Origin of the sequence: Kribbella sp. NBC_00482, assembly GCF_036013725.1 — a bacterium.
Classification (GTDB): domain Bacteria; phylum Actinomycetota; class Actinomycetes; order Propionibacteriales; family Kribbellaceae; genus Kribbella.
Genome location: NZ_CP107881.1, coordinates 1,005,765 through 1,022,862 on the forward strand (window position 1 = coordinate 1,005,765; position 17,098 = coordinate 1,022,862).

The window sequence follows — 17,098 nt, forward strand, 5'->3', positions numbered from 1 at the left end:
AGGAAAGGCTACCTGCCGGTAATAGCGGCTGTCAGTATCAAGAGACCGTTAAGCTGATCCGCTGAACCTGCGAAGGGGTGGAACGTCAAGATGGTGGACAGCGGGGGGCTCTGGACGCCTCCTGAGGACGAGCTCGGTGAGGCGCTGCAGACAGCCCAGGTGCTGATCGAGGAGGGCCGGGCCGACGAGGCTGGGCCGTACCAGCAGCGGGTCATCGAGCTGGCCAGGGAGCGGGCCGAAGGGCACCCGAACCACTACGAGGCCAAGCATCTGATGGCCGCGACCCAGTACGAGTTGGCCGGATCGCTGAACGCGTCCGGCCGGCACGAGGAGGCGCTCGCCGCGCTGCACGAGGCGCAACTCGGGTACACCGAGCTCCAGGACGCCGGCGTGCTCGACGCGACCTGCTTCCTGGCGGACGTCCGCGCCCGGCGCGCGATGACCCAGGCGCACCGAGGTCACGGCGCCACCGCCGTACTGGAGATGGACGGCGCGGTGATCGCGTACGGCCAGCTCGTCGGCGGCGAGGACGGTCTCAAGCACCAGCCGGACTTCGCCCGGGTGCTCGCGATGAACGCGCTGATCCTGCGGCGGTACGGCGACCCAGCGCTGGCGGTCGCGTCCGCCGACGCGGCGACCCAGCTGTTCCTGCAGCTCGCGGACCAGATCAACGAGAGCCCGCAATCGCTGTCGTACGCCCGCTACCTGTGTACGGCGACCGCGGTGTCGGCCGACGTCCACGCGGCCGAAGGGCGGCTGGACCTCGCGCTCGAGGCGGACGAGATCGGGCTGACCACGGCCGACACGCTCGCCGACTCGGACTCGACGACCGACATGCGCACGCTGGTCGCCGCCCTGGTCAGGAAGGGCAAGCATCTCGGCATCGTCGGCCGCCTGGAGGGCGAGGCGTGCCTGCGGACGGCGTACGACACCGACGCCGAGACGGCGGCCCGCGTGGTCGACGAGCTGGACCGCGGGTTGCCGCTGACGCTGGTCGCGGCGCTGGAGAACGCGGAGATCAAGCTCGGGCCGTTCGAGCAGTACCACCGGCTGGTGGCGTTGAGCGAGCCCGCGCCTGGGATGACTCTGGCGACTGTGTCCGGCCGGACGGACCCGGAGTCGGCGGCACAACGCGCGACCGAGCTCGCTGAACTGGTGAAGCCGCTGCTGTCGCAGGACGGGAACGCCGCGCTGACGCTCGGACTGGAGGCGCACTACCTGTTCGCGATCTCGTCCGAGCGGGAGTCGCACCGGATGCGGTTCCAGACGGAGATGTACGTGCCGATCTGGGCGCAACTGCTGCTCGACATCTCCGAGGCGTACTTCCAGGCCGGGCGGACCGACATCGCGCTCGACCTGGGCGGCTGGTGCGCGGAGGTGGCTACCGCCCTGATCCCGTACGCCGACGACAACGAGCTGATGAAGGACCTGGCCGGCGCCTGCTACCGGCACCACGGCAACCTGCTCGCCGCTACCGGCGACCTGGCCGCGTCGCACCACGCCCACGAGGCCGCGGAGCAACTCCAGCTCGGCCGTTGACGTCCCGGCCCCCTCCGGCGGACGCTGACGCTGAGAGGGGGAGTCATGGACGTTGTTGAACTGCACAATCGCACGGTCGCGAACTTCGCGGACCTGGTCTCGGAGGTGCCGGCCGATCAGTGGTCGGCGCCGACGCCCTGCTCGGACTGGGACGTCCGGGCGCTGGTCAACCATGTCGTCGGCGAGGAACGCTGGACCGTCCCGCTGATGGCGGGCAAGACGATCGCCGAGGTCGGGGACACCCTCGACGGCGACCTGCTCGAGGACGATCCGGCCGCCGCGGCGTCGTACGCGGCCCGCGAGGCGGAGGTCGCGGCGACCTGGCCGATCGACAAGGTGCATCTGTCGTACGGCGACGAGGATCCGCACGAGTACCTGCGGCAGCTGGCGGCGGACCACCTGATCCACGGGTGGGACCTGGCCGTCGCGATCGACGTACCGGCGCGGATGGACGCCGAGCTCGTGGCGGAGGTCGCGGACTGGTTCGCGAAGCGCGAGGAGCTCTACCGATCGGCCGGGATGGTCGGCGACCACCTCGACGGCTTCACGGATCCGGCCGGGGCGCTGCTCGCGGCGTTCGGGCGGGATCCGCGGTGGACGCCCGCCGCCGCGATGCTCGAGCGGTTCGGGACCGCCTTCGACGAGAGCGACCTGGAGACCGCGATGTCGCTGGTCACCGACGACATCGTGTTCGAGTCCACCTCGCCGACGCCGGACGGTGGGCGCTACGAGGGCGCGGACGCAGTCCGGGCGGTGTGGGCGACGCTGTTCGCGGACACCGCCGACCCGCACTTCGAGACCGAGGAGACCGTGCTGCTCGGCGACCGGGCGGTCGTGCGGTGGAAGTACTCCTGGCGTGAGCCGTCCGGCAACCGCGGTCACGTCCGCGGCGTCGACGTACTGCGACTACGCGACGGAAAGATCGCGGAGAAGCTGTCCTACGTGAAGGGTTAGTCCTGGAGTTCGGCGCGGAGGGCGCCGACGAACAGACCGGCTTCGGTCTCGGTCATGCCGGTCTCGGAGACGACCAGTGCGGTCGCCTGGTGGAGTTCGCCCGCGGCCTTGAGGGCGCGGGTGCGCTCGGCCAGGTTGGTGCCCGGGCGGCGGACCAACGGCGTACCGGTCGTCGGCGGCACGTACCGCCCGAGGCGGATGTCGTCGACCAGTTCCTTGCACTGCTTGAGGTCGAGGCCGGTGCGATCACGGATCAGCTTGACCGCGTGCACCGCCTTCTTCGTGGTGATCAGGAACCGCACCTGATCGACATCGTCCGGGGACAGCTGGCCTCGCGCTGCGGCGAGGGCAACATTGTCCGTGTCCTGGCTGCTTCGACGGCTGAACAATCCCATGCGGCAATCCTTCCAGAACCCGTCAAACCGGGTGAACTCGACGCAAGTCGGGTCAATCTCCGAGCAATCGCAGTACCTCGGACCAGGCGCGGGCGCCCAGCTCGCGGTCGGCCGCCTCGGTCCCGCCGCGTGCCATCCGCTGGCCCGCGGTCTTCGGCTCCTCGCCCGGCACTACGGCGCGATGCCCGGCCGCCGTGACCGTCACGGTCCGGGTCGGTCGGTCGCCGCGACGCCGCTCGATCTCCGCCGCGAACTCGACCGCCGGCCACACCTTGTCGTCGCCACCGGCCACCAGCAGCACCTCGCCCCGGATCCGTTCCACCGGGATCCGCGCCTGCTCCGGCGCACGCCGCAGGCTCTGGCGATACATCCCGGTGTAGCTCGGCGGATCGTCCTCGGGCTTCCAGTCCACGTCGAACGGCACGAACGGGAGCGGTTCACCCTGCCAGGTCCAGGCCGACCGCTGGCTGCCGTCCTCCAGAACCCGGCCCCACACGTAGGCGCTCGGGGCGAATCCGACCACCGAGTCCACCCGTTCGTCGAGCGCACCGAGCAGCAACGCCGCCTCGGCACCCCACGAGCTGCCCATCACGACCAGCCGATCGTTGTGCGCCAGCTCGGCCAGCGGGAACGACTCCAGCGGAACCTCGTGCGTCACCGGCCAGCGCGGCGCGAGTACGTCGTATCCCTCGGCCTCGAGCAGCCGGGCCCGGTCCAGGTCCGGCGTACCGCTCGAACCGTGGAGGAGCAGGACGCCGGTACTCAACCGACGACGACCTCGACCCGCTGGAACTCCTTGAGTTCCGTGTAGCCGGTGGTGGCCATCGCGCGCTTGAGGGCGCCGACCAGGTTCATCGTGCCGTCCGGGACCCAGGACGGGCCGAACAGGATCTGCTCCATCGTGCCGGTGACACCGACCTCGACGCGCTCGCCGCGGGGCAGGTCCTGGTGCCAGGCCTCGGCGCCCCAGTGGTACCCGCCGCCCGGGGCGTCGCTCGCGCGAGCCAGCGGCGAACCGACCATCACGGCGTCCGCGCCGCAGGCGATCGCCTTCGCCACGTCACCGGACCGCCCCACCGAGCCGTCCGCGATGACGTGCACGTACCGGCCGCCGGACTCGTCCATGTAGTCCCGCCGCGCCGCCGCGACGTCGGCCACCGCACTTGCCATCGGCACTGCGACCCCGAGGACCTTCCGCGTGGTGTGCGCCGCGCCGCCGCCGAAGCCGACGAGTACGCCGGCCGCGCCGGTCCGCATCAGGTGCAACGCCGCCTGGTGCGTCGCACAGCCACCGACGATCACCGGTACGTCGAGGTCGTAGATGAACTGCTTCAGGTTCAGCGGCTCCGCCTGCCCGGACACGTGCTCGGCGGACACCGTCGTACCGCGGATGACGAACAGGTCGACGCCCGCGTCCACGACGTGCTTGGCGAACTGCTTGGTGCGCTGCGGCGACAGCGCGCCGGCCACCGTCACACCGGAGTCGCGGATCTCCTGCACCCGCTGGGAGAGCAGCTCGGGCTTGATCGGCGCCGAGTAGATCTCCTGCAGCCGGTGCGTGGCCTGCTGCGTCTCGAGGCTGGTGATCTCCTCGAGCAGGCTGGTCGGGTCCTCGTACCGCGTCCAGAGGCCTTCGAGGTTGAGGACGCCGAGACCGCCGGCCTTACCGATCGCGATCGCGGTGGCCGGCGACATCACCGAGTCCATCGGCGCGGCCAGGATCGGCAGCTCGAACCGGTACGCGTCGATCTGCCAGGCGACCGAGACCTCCTCGGGGTCCCGCGTGCGGCGCGACGGCACGATCGCGATGTCGTCGAACGCGTACGCCTGCCGGCCTCGCTTCGCGCGGCCGATCTCGATCTCGGTCATCTGGTGTCCTTACAGGTAGCAGGCGGGTCAGCGGCCCGAGTAGTTCGGGGCTTCGACCGTCATCTGGATGTCGTGCGGGTGGGACTCCTGCAGGCCGGCGGAGGTGATCCGGACGAAGCGGCCCTTCTCCTGCAGCTCCGGCACGGTCCGGGCGCCCGTGTACCACATCGACTGCCGCAGGCCGCCGATCAGCTGGTGCGCGACGGCCGACAGCGGGCCCCGGTACGGCACCTGGCCCTCGACGCCCTCGGCGATCAGCTTCTCGTCGGAGCCGCCGTCGTGCTGGAAGTAGCGGTCCTTGGAGTACGACTTGCGCAGCCCGCCGGACTGCATCGCGCCGAGCGAGCCCATCCCGCGGTACGCCTTGAACTGCTTGCCGTTGATGAACACCAGGTCGCCCGGCGACTCCTCACAGCCGGCGAGCAGCGAGCCGAGCATGACGGTGTCCGCACCCGCGACGAGCGCCTTGGCGATGTCACCGGAGTACTGCAGGCCGCCGTCGCCGATCACCGGGACACCGGCCGGCTTGCAGGCCAGCGACGCCTCGTAGATCGCGGTCACCTGCGGCACGCCGACGCCGGACACGACCCGCGTCGTACAGATCGAGCCCGGGCCGACGCCGACCTTCACGCCGTCCGCGCCCGCCTCGACCAGCGCCTGCGCGCCAGCGCGGGTGCCGACGTTGCCGCCGACGATGTCCACGCCGCGGGTGGCCGGGTCGGCCTTGAGCTTGCGGATGATCTCGATCTGGGCCCGGGAGTGACCGTGCGCGGTGTCCACCACGAGCACGTCGACCCCGGCTTCGACCAGCGTCATGGCCCGCTTGTAGGCCTCGCCGAAGAAGCCGATCGCCGCGCCGACCATCAGCCGGCCGGAGCCGTCCTTGGTGGACAGTGGGAACTTGTCGCGCTTGACGAAGTCCTTCAGCGTGATCAGGCCGGTGAGCTTGCCGGCTTCGTCGACCAGCGGCAGCTTCTCCACCTTGTGCTTGCTGAGCAGCGCCATCGCGTCGTCGGCGGCGATCCCCTGCCGGCCGGTGATCAGCGGCTGCTTGGTCATCACCTCGCGGACCGGCCGGGAGAAGTCGGTCTCGAAGCGCATGTCGCGGTTGGTGACGATGCCGACCAGGACACCCGCGTCGTCCACCACCGGGACGCCGGAGATCCGGTACTGCGCACAGAGCGCGTCGGCCTCGCCGATGGAGGCGTCCGGGCCGATAGTGATCGGCTGCGCGATCATGCCGGACTCGGAGCGCTTGACCAGGTCGACCTGCTGGGCCTGGTCCTCGAGCGAGAGATTGCGGTGCAGGACGCCGAGACCGCCCTGGCGGGCCATCGCGATCGCCATCCGAGCCTCGGTGACGGTGTCCATCGCGCTGGACACCAGCGGGATGTTCACCTCGACGTTGCGGCTCAGCCGGGACCGGGTGACGGCCTCGGACGGGATGACGTCGGACTCGTTCGGCTGCAGGAGTACGTCGTCGAAGGTGAGGCCGAGGACGGCGAACTTGTCGGGAACTCCAGCTGGGGTGATGTCCATGGGGAAAACGAGCACCTTTTGTACGGCGACAACGGAACCCCATCCTATCCGCGCCGTCTCCAGGCCCCGAATCCGCCGTCCACAGGGCTCCACGCAAGCAACCGCCCGCCACGGTTCGCGGCGGGCGGTCGGTGATCGAGCAGTTACTTGATGGGCGCGTTCACGACGTCCAGGATCTGCAGCAGGCTGGCGTCGGTGGTCGAGCCGTACGTCCGAGCGATGGCGGCGTGCTTGCCCTCGGCGTACGCGCCGCTGGAGTGCTTGCCCTTCGGGTAGGCCTTGCGGACCGAGCCCGTGCTGACCTTCCCGCCGGCGTGCTTCCCGGCCGCCTTCCCTGCCGCTGCCTTCTTGGCCGCCGACTTCTTCGCCGTCGCCTTGCTGGTCGTGACGGACTTCGCCGTCGCGTCAGGCTTGCCGAAGAAGCGCTCGGCGGTCTCGTTCGTGACCGGCTCACCGCTCGGCGTCGGCAGCACCGGCGCGACGATCGAGTCGACCACGCTGTCGACCAGTTCCTTGACCTCAGCCGGAACCTGCGTGACCTCGTCACCCGGTGCCTCATCGTCACCGGACGTGTCCGAACCGCCAGTGCCGCCAGTGTCGCCGTCGGGCGTCGTGGTGCTGTCCGAACCCGGTGTGGTCTCCGAGTCACCCGTCTGGCCCTCGCCGGAGCCGGAGCTCGGCGTCGACGTCGGAGCGGAGGTCGGCTCGCCGGTCGACGTGTTGTTGTCGCCCGTGTTGTCGCCCGTACCAGTGTCGACGTTCGCCGGCGGCGTCGTGGTCTCCGTCGGAGTCGGCGTCGGAGTCGGCGTGGTGGTCTCGGTCGGGTCGTCCGTCGGGGTCGTCGTCGGGGTGTCCGGCGGCGTCTCCGTCGTCTTCGTGTCGGTCGGCTGGGTCGTCTCGGGATCGGACGGCTTCGTCGTCGTGGTGTCGGTCGGAGCCTGCGTCACCTCGGTCGTCGGCTTGGCCGGATCCAGCGTCTTCTGCTCGTCGGTCGGCAGCGGGAACCACTTGCGTTCTGCCACCGGCCTGTCGCCCGGCGGCACAACCACTTCCGGCGTTCCCTTGATCTCCTGCGCCTGCGGGTCGTCGCCGACGGAGCTGTCCTTGCCGTTCTCGGCGGCGTGCTCGGCCTTCGCCTTCTCCTTGAAGTCCTTGCCGACCTTGACGATCTTGCTCCGGTCGACGACCGACAGCCCGTCGAGTTGCTCCTTCGGGAAGCTGGTCTCCGGCCGGACCGCGTCGACCATCTTCTCGATGACCTTCTCGTACGGCGACAACGGGTCACCGTTGACCGCCGCGGCCACCCCGGAGACCGACAGCGCGGCCACCGCGGCGACACCGAACGCCAGACCGCGGGTCGCCACCTTGCGGGCGAACGGGTCGGTGATCGGGTTCAGCGCGGCGCAACGCGCCAGGAAGCTCTCCGGATCGTCGATGGTCTCCACCGGGAGCTCGTCCTCGACCTCGACCGCCAGCCGTAGATCGGCCAGCAGTGCGACGGCCGCGTCGTGCTCGCCCGCCGCATGGGCGGACTCCCCACCGGCGGCGAGCAGATCGAGCAGCGCGTCATCAGCCTCGATCGCGTCCAAGTCGAAACGGTCAGCCATGATGCCCCTCCCCTGCTCTTCCTCGTTCCAGCTGTGCTTCATGCCCCACAAACCCCCTGAGCGTGTTCAACGCCCGATGCTGTGCGACCCTCACCGCCCCCGGTGTCATCCCCAGTGCCCGGCCGGTCTCCTCGGCTGACATCCCCGCAACGACGCGAAGGCGCAGGATCTCCCGCAGTTTCTCCGGCAGTTTGTCCAGAAGTCCCATGATGTGCTGGACCTCTGACTGCCGAACCGCGCGCTCCTCCGGCGTCGGTGACTCGTCCGCGCCGTCCGGCAGGTCCGGCGTCGAAACGTCGGCGACCGCGAACGCACGCTGGGCATCGGCGACCTTGCGAGCCGCGATGCCGTAGACGAAAGCCTCGAAAGGCCTCCCCTCGTCACGATACCGGCCCAGCGCGCCGAACACCGCGACACAAACTTCTTGTGCGACGTCGTCGACCATGTCGGCGCCGCCGGGATAGGTCCACAAACGGGACCGTACGTAACGGTGCGCGACTGCGCGCACCCTGGTGAGCAGGTCATTAAGAGCTGTGCGGTCCCCGTCGCCGGCCAGCGCGGCAAGATCCCTGAGCTCGACCCGGTCGTGGGTGTCAGGTACTCGGACCTCTGTCACCCCTCGCCCCCTCGTGTTCGGACCGGTTCAGCCTGAAAGATGGTACGGCGCTCAACTCTCGTTGCATAGTGGCAATTCGTGGTCGCGACCCCCCTCTTGATCACAATCTGTCACTACCGGCGAGTTCGGTCTAGGGCGCTACGAAACGGACCAGCTCGGACGCCTGCTCGCCACCCCAGTCGATCGGCGTACGACCCGCCTCGAGCCACCCGGCCCGTCGGTAGAGGTGTACGGCGGCGCCGCGGTTGTCGACCACCTCGAGTGAGAGCTTCCGCCCCAGCTCGGCGGCTGTGGTCACGCAATGGTCGAGCAACTGCCGCCCGATCCCCTGCCGAGTCGCCAGCGGATCCACGAACAACCGCTCCACCTCGGCGCAATCACCCACAGCCGTCAGCACCACATGCCCCACGACGCCTGAGTCATTCACCGCGACCCAGCACCCCAGGCGGTTCTCCGGCGTCAGCCAGGCCCGCGGGTCAGCAGGCCAATTAATCGGGTACGTCGCCCGCACATGCACAGCCCGCAACAGCCCCACGCAGACGTCCAGGTCATCGTCCGCCCGCACCCGTATCAACACCCGCCCATCCCATCAGATCCCCCACCCACACCCGCCGTACGGGGTGGGAATAGGCCGCACAACAAAGCACCGCCCGGTGGGTCCGAAGACCTGCCGGGCGGTGCTGTGTGCTGTCGAACTACTGGTGCTGAGGGATCAGTGGCCGTGGCCGTGGCCGTGACCGGCTGCGGCGGGCTCTTCTTCCTCAGGCTTGTCGACCACCAGGGTCTCGGTGGTCAGCAGCAGCGCGGCGATCGAGCCGGCGTTGGCGAGCGCGGACCGGGTCACCTTGACCGGGTCCAGGACGCCCTGCGCCAGCAGGTCGCCGTACTCACCGGTGGCGGCGTTGAAACCGCTGCCGGACTCGAGCTCGGCAACCTTCGCCGTCACGACGTAACCCTCGTAGCCGCCGTTCTCGGCGATCCAGCGCAGCGGCTCGACGACCGCCTTGCGGACGATCCGGACACCGGTGGCCTCGTCACCGTCGAGCTCGAGGTCCTTGTCCAGCACGGTGGACGCGTGCACGAGTGCGGAACCGCCACCCGCGACGATGCCCTCCTCGATCGCAGCCCGGGTCGCGGACACCGCGTCCTCGATCCGGTGCTTCTTCTCCTTGAGCTCGACCTCGGTGGCCGCGCCGACCTTGATGACGCAGACGCCGCCGGCCAGCTTGGCCAGCCGCTCCTGCAGCTTCTCGCGGTCCCAGTCGGAGTCGGTGCGCTCGATCTCGGACTTGATCTGGCTGACCCGGCCGTCGATGTCCTCGGCCTTGCCGGAACCCTCGACGACGGTCGTGTTGTCCTTCGAGACCACGATCCGGCGCGCCGAACCGAGCACCTCGAGGCCGACCTGGTCGAGCTTCAGCCCGACCTCGGGGGCGACGACCTGCGCGCCGGTGAGCGCGGCCAGGTCCTCCAGCATCGCCTTGCGGCGGTCACCGAAGCCCGGCGCCTTGACGGCGACGGAGGTGAAGTTGCCGCGGATCTTGTTCACCACGAGGGTGGACAGGGCCTCGGCCTCGACGTCCTCGGCGATGATCAGCAGCGTCTTGCCGGACTGCACGACCTTCTCCAGCAGCGGCAGCAGGTCCGCGATCGCGGAGATCTTGCCCTGGTGGATCAGGATGTACGGCTCCTCCAGCACCGCTTCGCCGGCCTCGGCGTCGGTGATGAAGTACGGCGAGATGTAGCCCTTGTCGAACTGCATACCCTCGGTGAACTCGAGCTCGGTCCCGAAGGTGTTCGACTCCTCGACGGTGATCACACCGTCCTTGCCGACCTTGTCGAACGCGTCCGCGATCAGGTTGCCGATCTCGGCGTCCCGGGCGGAGATGGTGGCGACGTGGGCCATGTCGCCCTTGTTGTCGACCGCGCGGGCGGTCTCCACCAGCTTGGCCGACACGGCCTCGACGGCCGCCTCGATACCGCGCTTGAGGCCCATCGGGTTGGCGCCGGCGGCGACCGCCCGCAGGCCCTCGTGCACCAGTGCCTGCGCCAGCACCGTCGCGGTGGTGGTGCCGTCACCGGCGATGTCGTTGGTCTTGGTGGCGACCTCCTTGGTGAGCTGCGCACCAAGGTTCTCGAACGGGTCGTCCAGCTCGACCTCACGGGCGACGGTGACACCGTCGTTGGTGATGGTCGGGGCGCCCCACTTCTTGTCCAGGACGACGTAGCGGCCCTTCGGGCCCAGCGTCACCTTCACCGTGTTCGCGAGCTTGTCGACGCCACGCTCCAGCGCGCGCCGCGCGTTCTCGTCGAACTCGAGGATCTTCGGCATGAAGAAAACCAGTCCTTTTCGTATGTCTCGTTGCAGGAGCGAGCCCTGTGTCCAACTCCCCCGCCCCACCACCCGGTCGGGTGCCGGACCCACTCCGCCCCGGCGCCAGAGGCCCCGGGGCGGTGTCGGTCAGGAACGGCGGGCGTTCGTCACTTGCTGACGACTGCGAGGATGTCGCGGGCGCCCAGGATCAGGTAGTCCTGACCGTCGTACTTGACCTCGGTGCCGCCGTACTTGGAGTAGATGACCTTGTCGCCGACGGCGACGTCCAGCGGGACGCGGTTGCCGTTGTCGTCGATCCGGCCCGGGCCGACGGCGAGGATCTCGCCCTCCTGCGGCTTCTCCTTGGCGGTGTCCGGGATCACCAGGCCGGACTTCGTGGTCTGCTCGGCTTCGAGCGGCGCGACGAGGACTCGGTCCTCGAGCGGCTTGATCGTGACCGACACTTGCTGACCTCCACGGTCGATGTGCTGTTTGCGGTTCATGGTGGTCGCGCTCCCCTGCCGTCGCGGGGGTCAAGGGCCGGACCGCTGGCATTCTCGCATCGAGAGTGCCAACACCGAATCTAGGCCGCGATTAGCACTCGGTCAACTCGAGTGCCAAAGGATTCTCAGCGTGAGACGTCTAATGTTGCCGGGTGAGTGTCACCGCGCTGCTCGACGGACCGGGCGCTGAGGTACTGGCTGCCGCCTGCGCCGAGTACCTCCCCGGCAAGGAACTCCAGCTCGTCGAGAAGCTCAGACGCCGGTACGACGCAACGCTTGTCACGACTGCGGTCACCCAGGCCGCACTGCGCCACCGCGCCGTCGCCAAGTTCGGCCCGGACGCAGAGCGCATGTACTTCACCCCAGACGGCCTGGAGCAAGCCACCCGCACAAGCGTGAGCACCCACCGAGCCGCACGCCTCGCAACCACCCTGCCGGGCGCCGGCGTGGTCGATCTGGGATGTGGGATCGGCGGCGACCTCATCAGCGCCGCGCGCGCCGGACTGTGTGTGACTGGTGTCGAACGCGATCCAGAGACAGCGGCCACCGCCCGCGCCAACCTGTCCGCACTGGGCCTGTCCGGCGACGTACTGGTCGGCGAAGCCGAGTCCACCGACCTCACGCCGTACGACGTGGTTTTCGCCGACCCCGCGCGCCGGGCTGATGGACGGCGCGTGTTCGACCACAACGCCTACTCGCCGCCGTGGACCTTCGTCACCCAGCTTCTGCAGCGGACAGCGTGCGTCAAGGCGGCGCCCGGCATCCCGCACGACGCGATCCCCGAAGGCGTGGAAGCGGAGTGGATCAGTGACTCCGGTGAGGTCAAGGAGGCAGCGCTCTGGTCCGGTGAGCTGTACGGCGGCACACCGAGACGGGCCACGCTGCTGCCTGGTGGCGCGAGTGTCAGCGACGCACCGGAGGCTGACAGCGGTCCGGTCGGTCAGTACATCTACGAGCCCGACGGTGCAGTCGTCCGAGCCGGTCTGGTCACCGCGGTCGCCGCTGCGGTCGACGGATGGTTGCTGGACCCTCGCATCGCCTACGTCACCGCCTCGGCGTACATCCCGACAGCACTGGCCTCGGCGTACGAAGTGCTGGAAGAGCTGCCCTACAAGGAGAAGGCGTTGCGCTCCTGGGTCCGCAGCCAGGGCATCGGGACGCTGGAGATCAAGAAGCGCGGCGTCGACCTCGATCCGGCCCAGCTGCGCAAGAAGCTCGCACCGAAGGGCTCGACGTCGGCGACCCTGATCATCACGCGGATCGGCCGCGACGCCGTCGCCTACTCCTGCCGCAGGGTGACGACCAGCTTCCCGGTCGCCTGATCGTCCTCCATGTACCGGTGCGCCGCGACGATGTCGTCCAGGTCGAAGACACGGTCGACGTTCGGCCGGTAGACGCCGCTCTCGACCTCGCTCACGATCCGCTGCAGCACGTCCGAGCGACCCTTCATGGTCTCGCTGTGGAACGCCGTCAGCCTGGTCCCGGACGGGATCATCGCGATCGGCTCGAAGTCCTGGATCAGCCACCCGCTGAGCGATCCCGCGACGCACACCGTGCCGCCGCGACGGACGAGCCGTAGCGAGTCCACCGCCGTACGCGCACCGATCAGGTCCAGAACGTACTCCGGTCCGTCCTGCCAGATCTCGCGCAGCGAGCCGCCGTCGTCGACCACCACATGGTCCGCGGTCAGCGCGTCGGCCTTGCTCGCCTGCCGCGTCGTCACAGCGGTCTCGACCCCGTACCCGGCCGCGATCGCCGCGGCCGCCATCCCCACGGACGACGTACCGCCGCGAATCAGCAGCCGGCCGCCGCGCTCGATCCCCAACGCGTCCAACGCGCCCAGCGCCGTCAGGTACGTCTCGGGCAGCGCGGCCAGCACGTCCCACGGCAGCGTCGTGGCGACCGGCATCAACGTTGCGTTCGGCAGCAATGCGTACTCCGCATAGCCGCCGTCGTACGCCCGGCCCATCTCCCCCATCACCGCCGCGACCGTCGTCCCTTCCGGTACGGCGGGATTCGTCGAGGCAGCCACGACGCCGACACATTCGATCCCGAGCACCCGCGGGAACTTCACGGTCGGCGAATGTCCCTGCCGGGTCCGTAACTCCGACCGATTCAGACCGGCCCCCGCCACCCGCACCAGACTCCAGCCGTCCCGAACCGCCGGAACCGGCAGTTCGCGAAGCTCCAGCACTTCGGGCCCACCAGCCCGAACACACACCGCGGCACGCATCGTTGCACTCATGCCTTCACTCTCGCCGCAGACCGGCGTGGCCGACCACCGATAGAATGCCAACCTATGCCCGTTGGCCGCCAACAGGGAGAATTCGGACTTGCACTCGACGTATATTCGAACATATGATCGATCTTGCGAGCGGGTCTCCGGGTGACAAGCCGGCGGGCGAGGTGCTGCGTCTGCTGCCGCGACTCCCCGGGGGCCCGCCACTAACGTCTGATCATCCTGCCCGGAATCGTTCCTTCACCGGCAGCCGGAGCCGAGCCTTGACGATCTCACCGACCGCCGACAGCGCCTGATCGCGCACCGTCGGCCAGTGCTCGTCGCAACCACCGGCGGGAACCCCTCCGACAAACTCGGCCACTAGCCGGTCCCAGTCCTTCGCCCGCCGCAGCATCGCGTGCCCTTCCCCGGCGAGCGAATACGTCGTCACCTCCACCCCGGCCGCCCGCAGCCGCTGTGCGTACGCCGTCGTGCCTGCGGGAGCGGTGATCGTGTCGTCGGTCCCGTGCACGAACGTGACGGGTGGGCGAAGCGCTACGAGCGGCTCGTCGCGCGGCAGCCACGGCGCCAGCGCGAGCACGCCCGCCACCCGCGGATGATCGCCGGCGGCAACCACCGCGCGCCCGCCCATCGAGTGCCCGATCAGCAACACCCGCGAGATCACCGGCGGCAGCTCGTCCAGAACGGTCCGCAGATCAGCGGCCGCGTCGCCGTCGTCGTTCCAGCCCCGGAAGCGATACCGGAGGAACCCGATCGCGCTGTTCGGCGCGACCGACCGCGCGGCCTGCGCGAACGGCCACATCCGCAGCAACGCAGGACGCCACAGGCTCGGGTCGGCGTGCGACTGTTCCTCGCCGCCGTGCGCGAGCAGCACCAGCTCGGTCGCGCTCGCCGGGTGCCGGACGAGATCGACACCCGGACGCCTCACGGCTTCGCGTACAGCTCGGCCGGCTCCTTGCGGATCGCCATCATCCGTCCCTGCGGCGTTTCGCTGAAGCCGTACGACCGGTAGAGCTCGTGCGCATCGGCGGTCGCCAGCAGGATCTGCCGCAGGCCCTTCAGGTCCGGGTGCTCGAGCAAGGTCGACACGACGAACCGCCCGAGACCGTGCCCACGGTGCGACTCCAGCACGAACACGTCGGCCAGCCAGGCGAACGTGGCCCGGTCCGTCACCATCCGCGCGTACGCGACCATCGCACCGTCCGCGCCGTACACCCCGAGGTTCAGCGAACCGGCGATCGCGCGCTCCACGACGTCGCGCGGGATCCCCGCCGCCCAGTACGACGTACTCAGGAAGCCCTGCACCACGTCGGCGTCGATCCGCTCGGCGTTGTCGTCCGCCTCGAAGCCGTCAAGCCCGGTCCACTTCATTTGTTGAGTACCTCCGTGATCGGCATCGACGAGTCGGCAGGAAGATCGAGCGGTGACGGTGCCTTGCCGGACCGGACCAGCTCCGAGCCGAGCGCCGCGACCATCGCGCCGTTGTCGGTGCACAGACCGGGCCGCGGCACCCGTACGGCGATCCCGGCCGCGGACGCACGCTCCTCGGCCATCACGCGGAGCCGCGAGTTCGCCGCGACGCCGCCGCCGATCAGCAGGTGCTCGAAGCCGCGGTCCTTGCAGGCGTCGATCGCCTTGCGGGTCAGTACGTCGCACACCGCTTCCTGGAAGGCCGCCGCGACATGGTTCACCGGCACGTCCTCGCCGTCGCGCCGTTTCGCCTCGACCCAGCGCGCGACCGCGGTCTTCAACCCGGAGAACGAGAAGTCGAACCGGTGCCGCTCGAGGTCCCGCTGCGACGTCAGACCGCGCGGGAACGTCACGTACAGCCGGTCCCCGCCGTCGCGCGCCGCCTTGTCGATCCACGGACCGCCCGGGAACGGCAGCCCGAGCACCCGCGCCACCTTGTCGAACGCCTCACCGGCCGCGTCGTCGATGGTGCTGCCCATCGGTACGACGCCGTCGGTGATGTCCTCGACCGCGAGCAGCGACGAGTGCCCACCGGACACCAGCATCGCGACGCAGCCCTTCGGCAGATCGCCGTGCTCCAAGGTGTCCACCGCGACATGCGCCGCCAGGTGGTTCACGCCGTAGATCGGCTTGTCCAGCGACAACGCCAGGCCCTTCGCCGCGGCGACGCCGACGAGCAGCGCGCCGGCCAGTCCGGGCCCGCTGGTCACGGCGACCGCGTCGACATCGGTCGGCTTGATCCCTGCCGTCTCGCAGGCCCGCCGGATCGTCGGCACCATCGCCTCGAGGTGCGCACGACTGGCCACCTCGGGGACGACCCCGCCGAACCGGGCATGCTCCTCGACACTGGACGCGATCGCGTCGGCGAGCAGCGTCTGCCCGCGCACGATCCCGACCCCGGTCTCGTCGCACGACGTCTCGATCCCCAGAATCAGGGGCTCCTGCTTCACAGTTCCTCCCGCCACCGCATGATCACCGCATCCTCGCCGCCGCCGTAGTACCCGCTCCGCCGGCTGATCTCCTCGAAGCCGAAGCCCCGGTACAACCCGATCGCCGATTCGTTGCTCGCAGCAACTTCCAGCAACACCGTCCGGCCGGCGCACCGGTCCAGCGCCGCCGTCAGCAACTGCCCGCCGATCCCGGTACGGCGCTCCGCCGGGGTCACCGCGACCCGCAGTACCTCGACCACATCGAGCGCGACCGGTGGCAGCAGCAGTACGACGTACCCGACGAGCGCGCCCTCGTCCGCGACCAGGACCACCCGGTCCTCGCTCAGCCGGTCGAACTCGTCCGCCCAGGCGCCCGTGCTCCAGGCAGCCTGGCCGAAGCACAGCTCGTCCAACGCGACCAACTCGGCCTGGTCGTCCGAACGCGCCGCTCTGATGGCAGGTCTCACAGGACGCTCTTCGGCCCGCGGGACATGGTCACGTCCGGCCGGCGCAGGTACAGCGGATCCGGCGCGACAACCTCGAGCGTCCCGGTCGCCACGCCCGCCGCCAGCACGTCGGCCGACGGGTACTCCGGGACCTCGACAGCGGACACGCCCAGCGCGTCGGCGTACAGCACCGCGCCGCGGCCGATCAGGGGCAGACCGGACATCACGTGGGCGACCTCGGCCGGCTTGTCGACCGCAGGTCCCTCGAGCCTCCGACGGCTGCCGTCCGCGGCCGGGCCGTCGTACAGCGCCCAGTAGATCTCCTTGCGCCGCGCATCCGTCGCGACCGCGACGGGCAACGTCAGCGTCGACTGCCGCGCGAGGATGTCGAGGCTGCAGACGCCGGAGACCTCGATCCCCAGCACCTCGCCCATCGTGCGAGCCGTCACGAGTCCGACCCGCAGCCCGGTGAACGGGCCGGGGCCGACACCGACCGCGATCCCGGTCAGGTCGCGCGGCGTGACTCCCGCGGTCTCCAGCGCCGCTGCGATCGCAGGCGCGAGGAGTTCGCCGTGGCGCAACGCGTCGACGGTCGTCGACGAGGCGACGATCTCGCCGGCCGGCGTGGCCAACGCAACGGTGACGGCGGCACTCGAGGTGTCGAAGGCAAGCAACATG

18 protein-coding genes are annotated in these 17,098 nt (G+C 69.7%); 3 read left to right on the forward strand and 15 right to left on the reverse strand.

What is annotated here, in order from left to right; all coding sequences use genetic code 11:
• Positions 1 to 90 precede the first annotated feature (90 nt).
• Positions 91 to 1,539 (forward strand): hypothetical protein, encoded by a 1,449-nt coding sequence (locus OHB24_RS05105; RefSeq protein ID WP_327637786.1) that lies wholly within the window; start codon positions 91 to 93, stop codon positions 1,537 to 1,539.
• A 45-nt stretch (positions 1,540 to 1,584) separates the two neighbouring features.
• Positions 1,585 to 2,493, forward strand: coding sequence for a TIGR03086 family metal-binding protein (locus tag OHB24_RS05110; protein ID WP_327637787.1), 909 nt, complete (start codon positions 1,585 to 1,587; stop codon positions 2,491 to 2,493).
• Here OHB24_RS05110 and OHB24_RS05115 read toward each other — a convergent pair.
• The 9 genes from OHB24_RS05115 to groES form a co-directional block, all read right to left on the reverse strand.
• Positions 2,490 to 2,888 carry a hypothetical protein gene (locus OHB24_RS05115; RefSeq protein WP_327637788.1) on the reverse strand — a complete coding sequence of 133 codons (399 nt, stop codon included), beginning with the start codon at positions 2,886 to 2,888 and terminating at the stop codon, positions 2,490 to 2,492. The two genes, OHB24_RS05110 and OHB24_RS05115, sit on opposite strands and share 4 nt — an antisense overlap.
• Before the next feature lie 52 nt (positions 2,889 to 2,940).
• Entirely contained in the window at positions 2,941 to 3,654 is a 714-nt protein-coding gene (locus OHB24_RS05120; RefSeq protein WP_327637789.1) for an acyl-CoA thioester hydrolase/BAAT C-terminal domain-containing protein, read from the reverse strand.
• Complete coding sequence (locus OHB24_RS05125) at positions 3,651 to 4,757, reverse strand: GuaB3 family IMP dehydrogenase-related protein (protein ID WP_131335103.1); 1,107 nt, start codon at positions 4,755 to 4,757, stop codon at positions 3,651 to 3,653. Before OHB24_RS05125 ends, OHB24_RS05120 begins: the two co-directional genes overlap by 4 nt.
• A 27-nt stretch (positions 4,758 to 4,784) precedes the next feature.
• Complete coding sequence (guaB, locus tag OHB24_RS05130; protein WP_327637791.1) at positions 4,785 to 6,296, reverse strand: IMP dehydrogenase; 1,512 nt, start codon at positions 6,294 to 6,296, stop codon at positions 4,785 to 4,787.
• Between the two features lie 143 nt (positions 6,297 to 6,439).
• Positions 6,440 to 7,903: a hypothetical protein gene (locus OHB24_RS05135; protein ID WP_327637792.1), complete on the reverse strand. Its 1,464-nt coding sequence runs from the start codon at positions 7,901 to 7,903 to the stop codon at positions 6,440 to 6,442.
• Positions 7,896 to 8,519, reverse strand: coding sequence for an RNA polymerase sigma factor ShbA (gene shbA / locus OHB24_RS05140; protein WP_327637793.1), 624 nt, complete (start codon positions 8,517 to 8,519; stop codon positions 7,896 to 7,898). Before shbA ends, OHB24_RS05135 begins: the two co-directional genes overlap by 8 nt.
• A gap of 130 nt (positions 8,520 to 8,649) precedes the next feature.
• Positions 8,650 to 9,096: a GNAT family N-acetyltransferase gene (locus OHB24_RS05145; RefSeq protein WP_327637794.1), complete on the reverse strand. Its 447-nt coding sequence runs from the start codon at positions 9,094 to 9,096 to the stop codon at positions 8,650 to 8,652.
• A 135-nt stretch (positions 9,097 to 9,231) separates the two neighbouring features.
• The gene (gene groL, locus OHB24_RS05150; RefSeq protein ID WP_327637795.1) at positions 9,232 to 10,851 is read right to left on the reverse strand and encodes a chaperonin GroEL; all 1,620 of its coding nucleotides are present in this window, start codon (positions 10,849 to 10,851) and stop codon (positions 9,232 to 9,234) included.
• Positions 10,852 to 11,000: 149 nt separating this feature from the next.
• Positions 11,001 to 11,297, reverse strand: a complete 297-nt coding sequence (gene groES / locus OHB24_RS05155) for a co-chaperone GroES (RefSeq protein WP_130384566.1) — start codon at positions 11,295 to 11,297, stop codon at positions 11,001 to 11,003.
• Positions 11,298 to 11,488: 191 nt separating this feature from the next.
• Between groES and OHB24_RS05160 the strand changes: the two genes are divergently transcribed.
• Entirely contained in the window at positions 11,489 to 12,658 is a 1,170-nt protein-coding gene (locus tag OHB24_RS05160) for a class I SAM-dependent methyltransferase (RefSeq protein ID WP_327637796.1), read from the forward strand.
• Here OHB24_RS05160 and OHB24_RS05165 read toward each other — a convergent pair.
• The 6 genes from OHB24_RS05165 to tsaB form a co-directional block, all read right to left on the reverse strand.
• Positions 12,616 to 13,581: a zinc-binding dehydrogenase gene (locus OHB24_RS05165; RefSeq protein WP_327637797.1), complete on the reverse strand. Its 966-nt coding sequence runs from the start codon at positions 13,579 to 13,581 to the stop codon at positions 12,616 to 12,618. The genes OHB24_RS05160 and OHB24_RS05165 overlap by 43 nt on opposite strands.
• A 211-nt stretch (positions 13,582 to 13,792) precedes the next feature.
• The gene (locus tag OHB24_RS05170) at positions 13,793 to 14,503 is read right to left on the reverse strand and encodes a dienelactone hydrolase family protein (RefSeq protein ID WP_327637798.1); all 711 of its coding nucleotides are present in this window, start codon (positions 14,501 to 14,503) and stop codon (positions 13,793 to 13,795) included.
• A complete protein-coding gene (locus tag OHB24_RS05175) occupies positions 14,500 to 14,946 on the reverse strand; it encodes a GNAT family N-acetyltransferase (protein WP_327637799.1) in 447 nt (148 codons plus the stop codon). Before OHB24_RS05175 ends, OHB24_RS05170 begins: the two co-directional genes overlap by 4 nt.
• Positions 14,943 to 15,995 (reverse strand): tRNA (adenosine(37)-N6)-threonylcarbamoyltransferase complex transferase subunit TsaD, encoded by a 1,053-nt coding sequence (gene tsaD / locus OHB24_RS05180; protein ID WP_327637800.1) that lies wholly within the window; start codon positions 15,993 to 15,995, stop codon positions 14,943 to 14,945. The genes OHB24_RS05175 and tsaD overlap by 4 nt, the downstream gene beginning before the upstream one ends.
• On the reverse strand, positions 15,992 to 16,441 hold the full coding sequence (locus OHB24_RS05185; RefSeq protein WP_327637801.1) for a GNAT family N-acetyltransferase: 450 nt from the start codon (positions 16,439 to 16,441) through the stop codon (positions 15,992 to 15,994). Before OHB24_RS05185 ends, tsaD begins: the two co-directional genes overlap by 4 nt.
• Complete coding sequence (gene tsaB / locus OHB24_RS05190) at positions 16,438 to 17,097, reverse strand: tRNA (adenosine(37)-N6)-threonylcarbamoyltransferase complex dimerization subunit type 1 TsaB (protein ID WP_327637802.1); 660 nt, start codon at positions 17,095 to 17,097, stop codon at positions 16,438 to 16,440. The genes OHB24_RS05185 and tsaB overlap by 4 nt, the downstream gene beginning before the upstream one ends.
• Position 17,098 lies beyond the last annotated feature (1 nt).

Excerpts from the sequence above, each read along its gene's own strand:
- OHB24_RS05105 (WP_327637786.1), top strand. The coding sequence starts at position 91 with ATGGTGGACAGCGGGGGGCTCTGGACGCCTCCTGAGGACGAGCTCGGT.
- OHB24_RS05110 (WP_327637787.1), top strand. The coding sequence starts at position 1,585 with ATGGACGTTGTTGAACTGCACAATCGCACGGTCGCGAACTTCGCGGAC.
- OHB24_RS05115 (WP_327637788.1), bottom strand. The coding sequence starts at position 2,888 with ATGGGATTGTTCAGCCGTCGAAGCAGCCAGGACACGGACAATGTTGCC.
- OHB24_RS05125 (WP_131335103.1), bottom strand. The coding sequence starts at position 4,757 with ATGACCGAGATCGAGATCGGCCGCGCGAAGCGAGGCCGGCAGGCGTAC.
- guaB (WP_327637791.1), bottom strand. The coding sequence starts at position 6,296 with ATGGACATCACCCCAGCTGGAGTTCCCGACAAGTTCGCCGTCCTCGGC.
- OHB24_RS05135 (WP_327637792.1), bottom strand. The coding sequence starts at position 7,903 with ATGGCTGACCGTTTCGACTTGGACGCGATCGAGGCTGATGACGCGCTG.
- groL (WP_327637795.1), bottom strand. The coding sequence starts at position 10,851 with ATGCCGAAGATCCTCGAGTTCGACGAGAACGCGCGGCGCGCGCTGGAG.
- OHB24_RS05165 (WP_327637797.1), bottom strand. The coding sequence starts at position 13,581 with ATGAGTGCAACGATGCGTGCCGCGGTGTGTGTTCGGGCTGGTGGGCCC.
- OHB24_RS05175 (WP_327637799.1), bottom strand. The coding sequence starts at position 14,946 with ATGAAGTGGACCGGGCTTGACGGCTTCGAGGCGGACGACAACGCCGAG.
- tsaB (WP_327637802.1), bottom strand. The coding sequence starts at position 17,097 with ATGTTGCTTGCCTTCGACACCTCGAGTGCCGCCGTCACCGTTGCGTTG.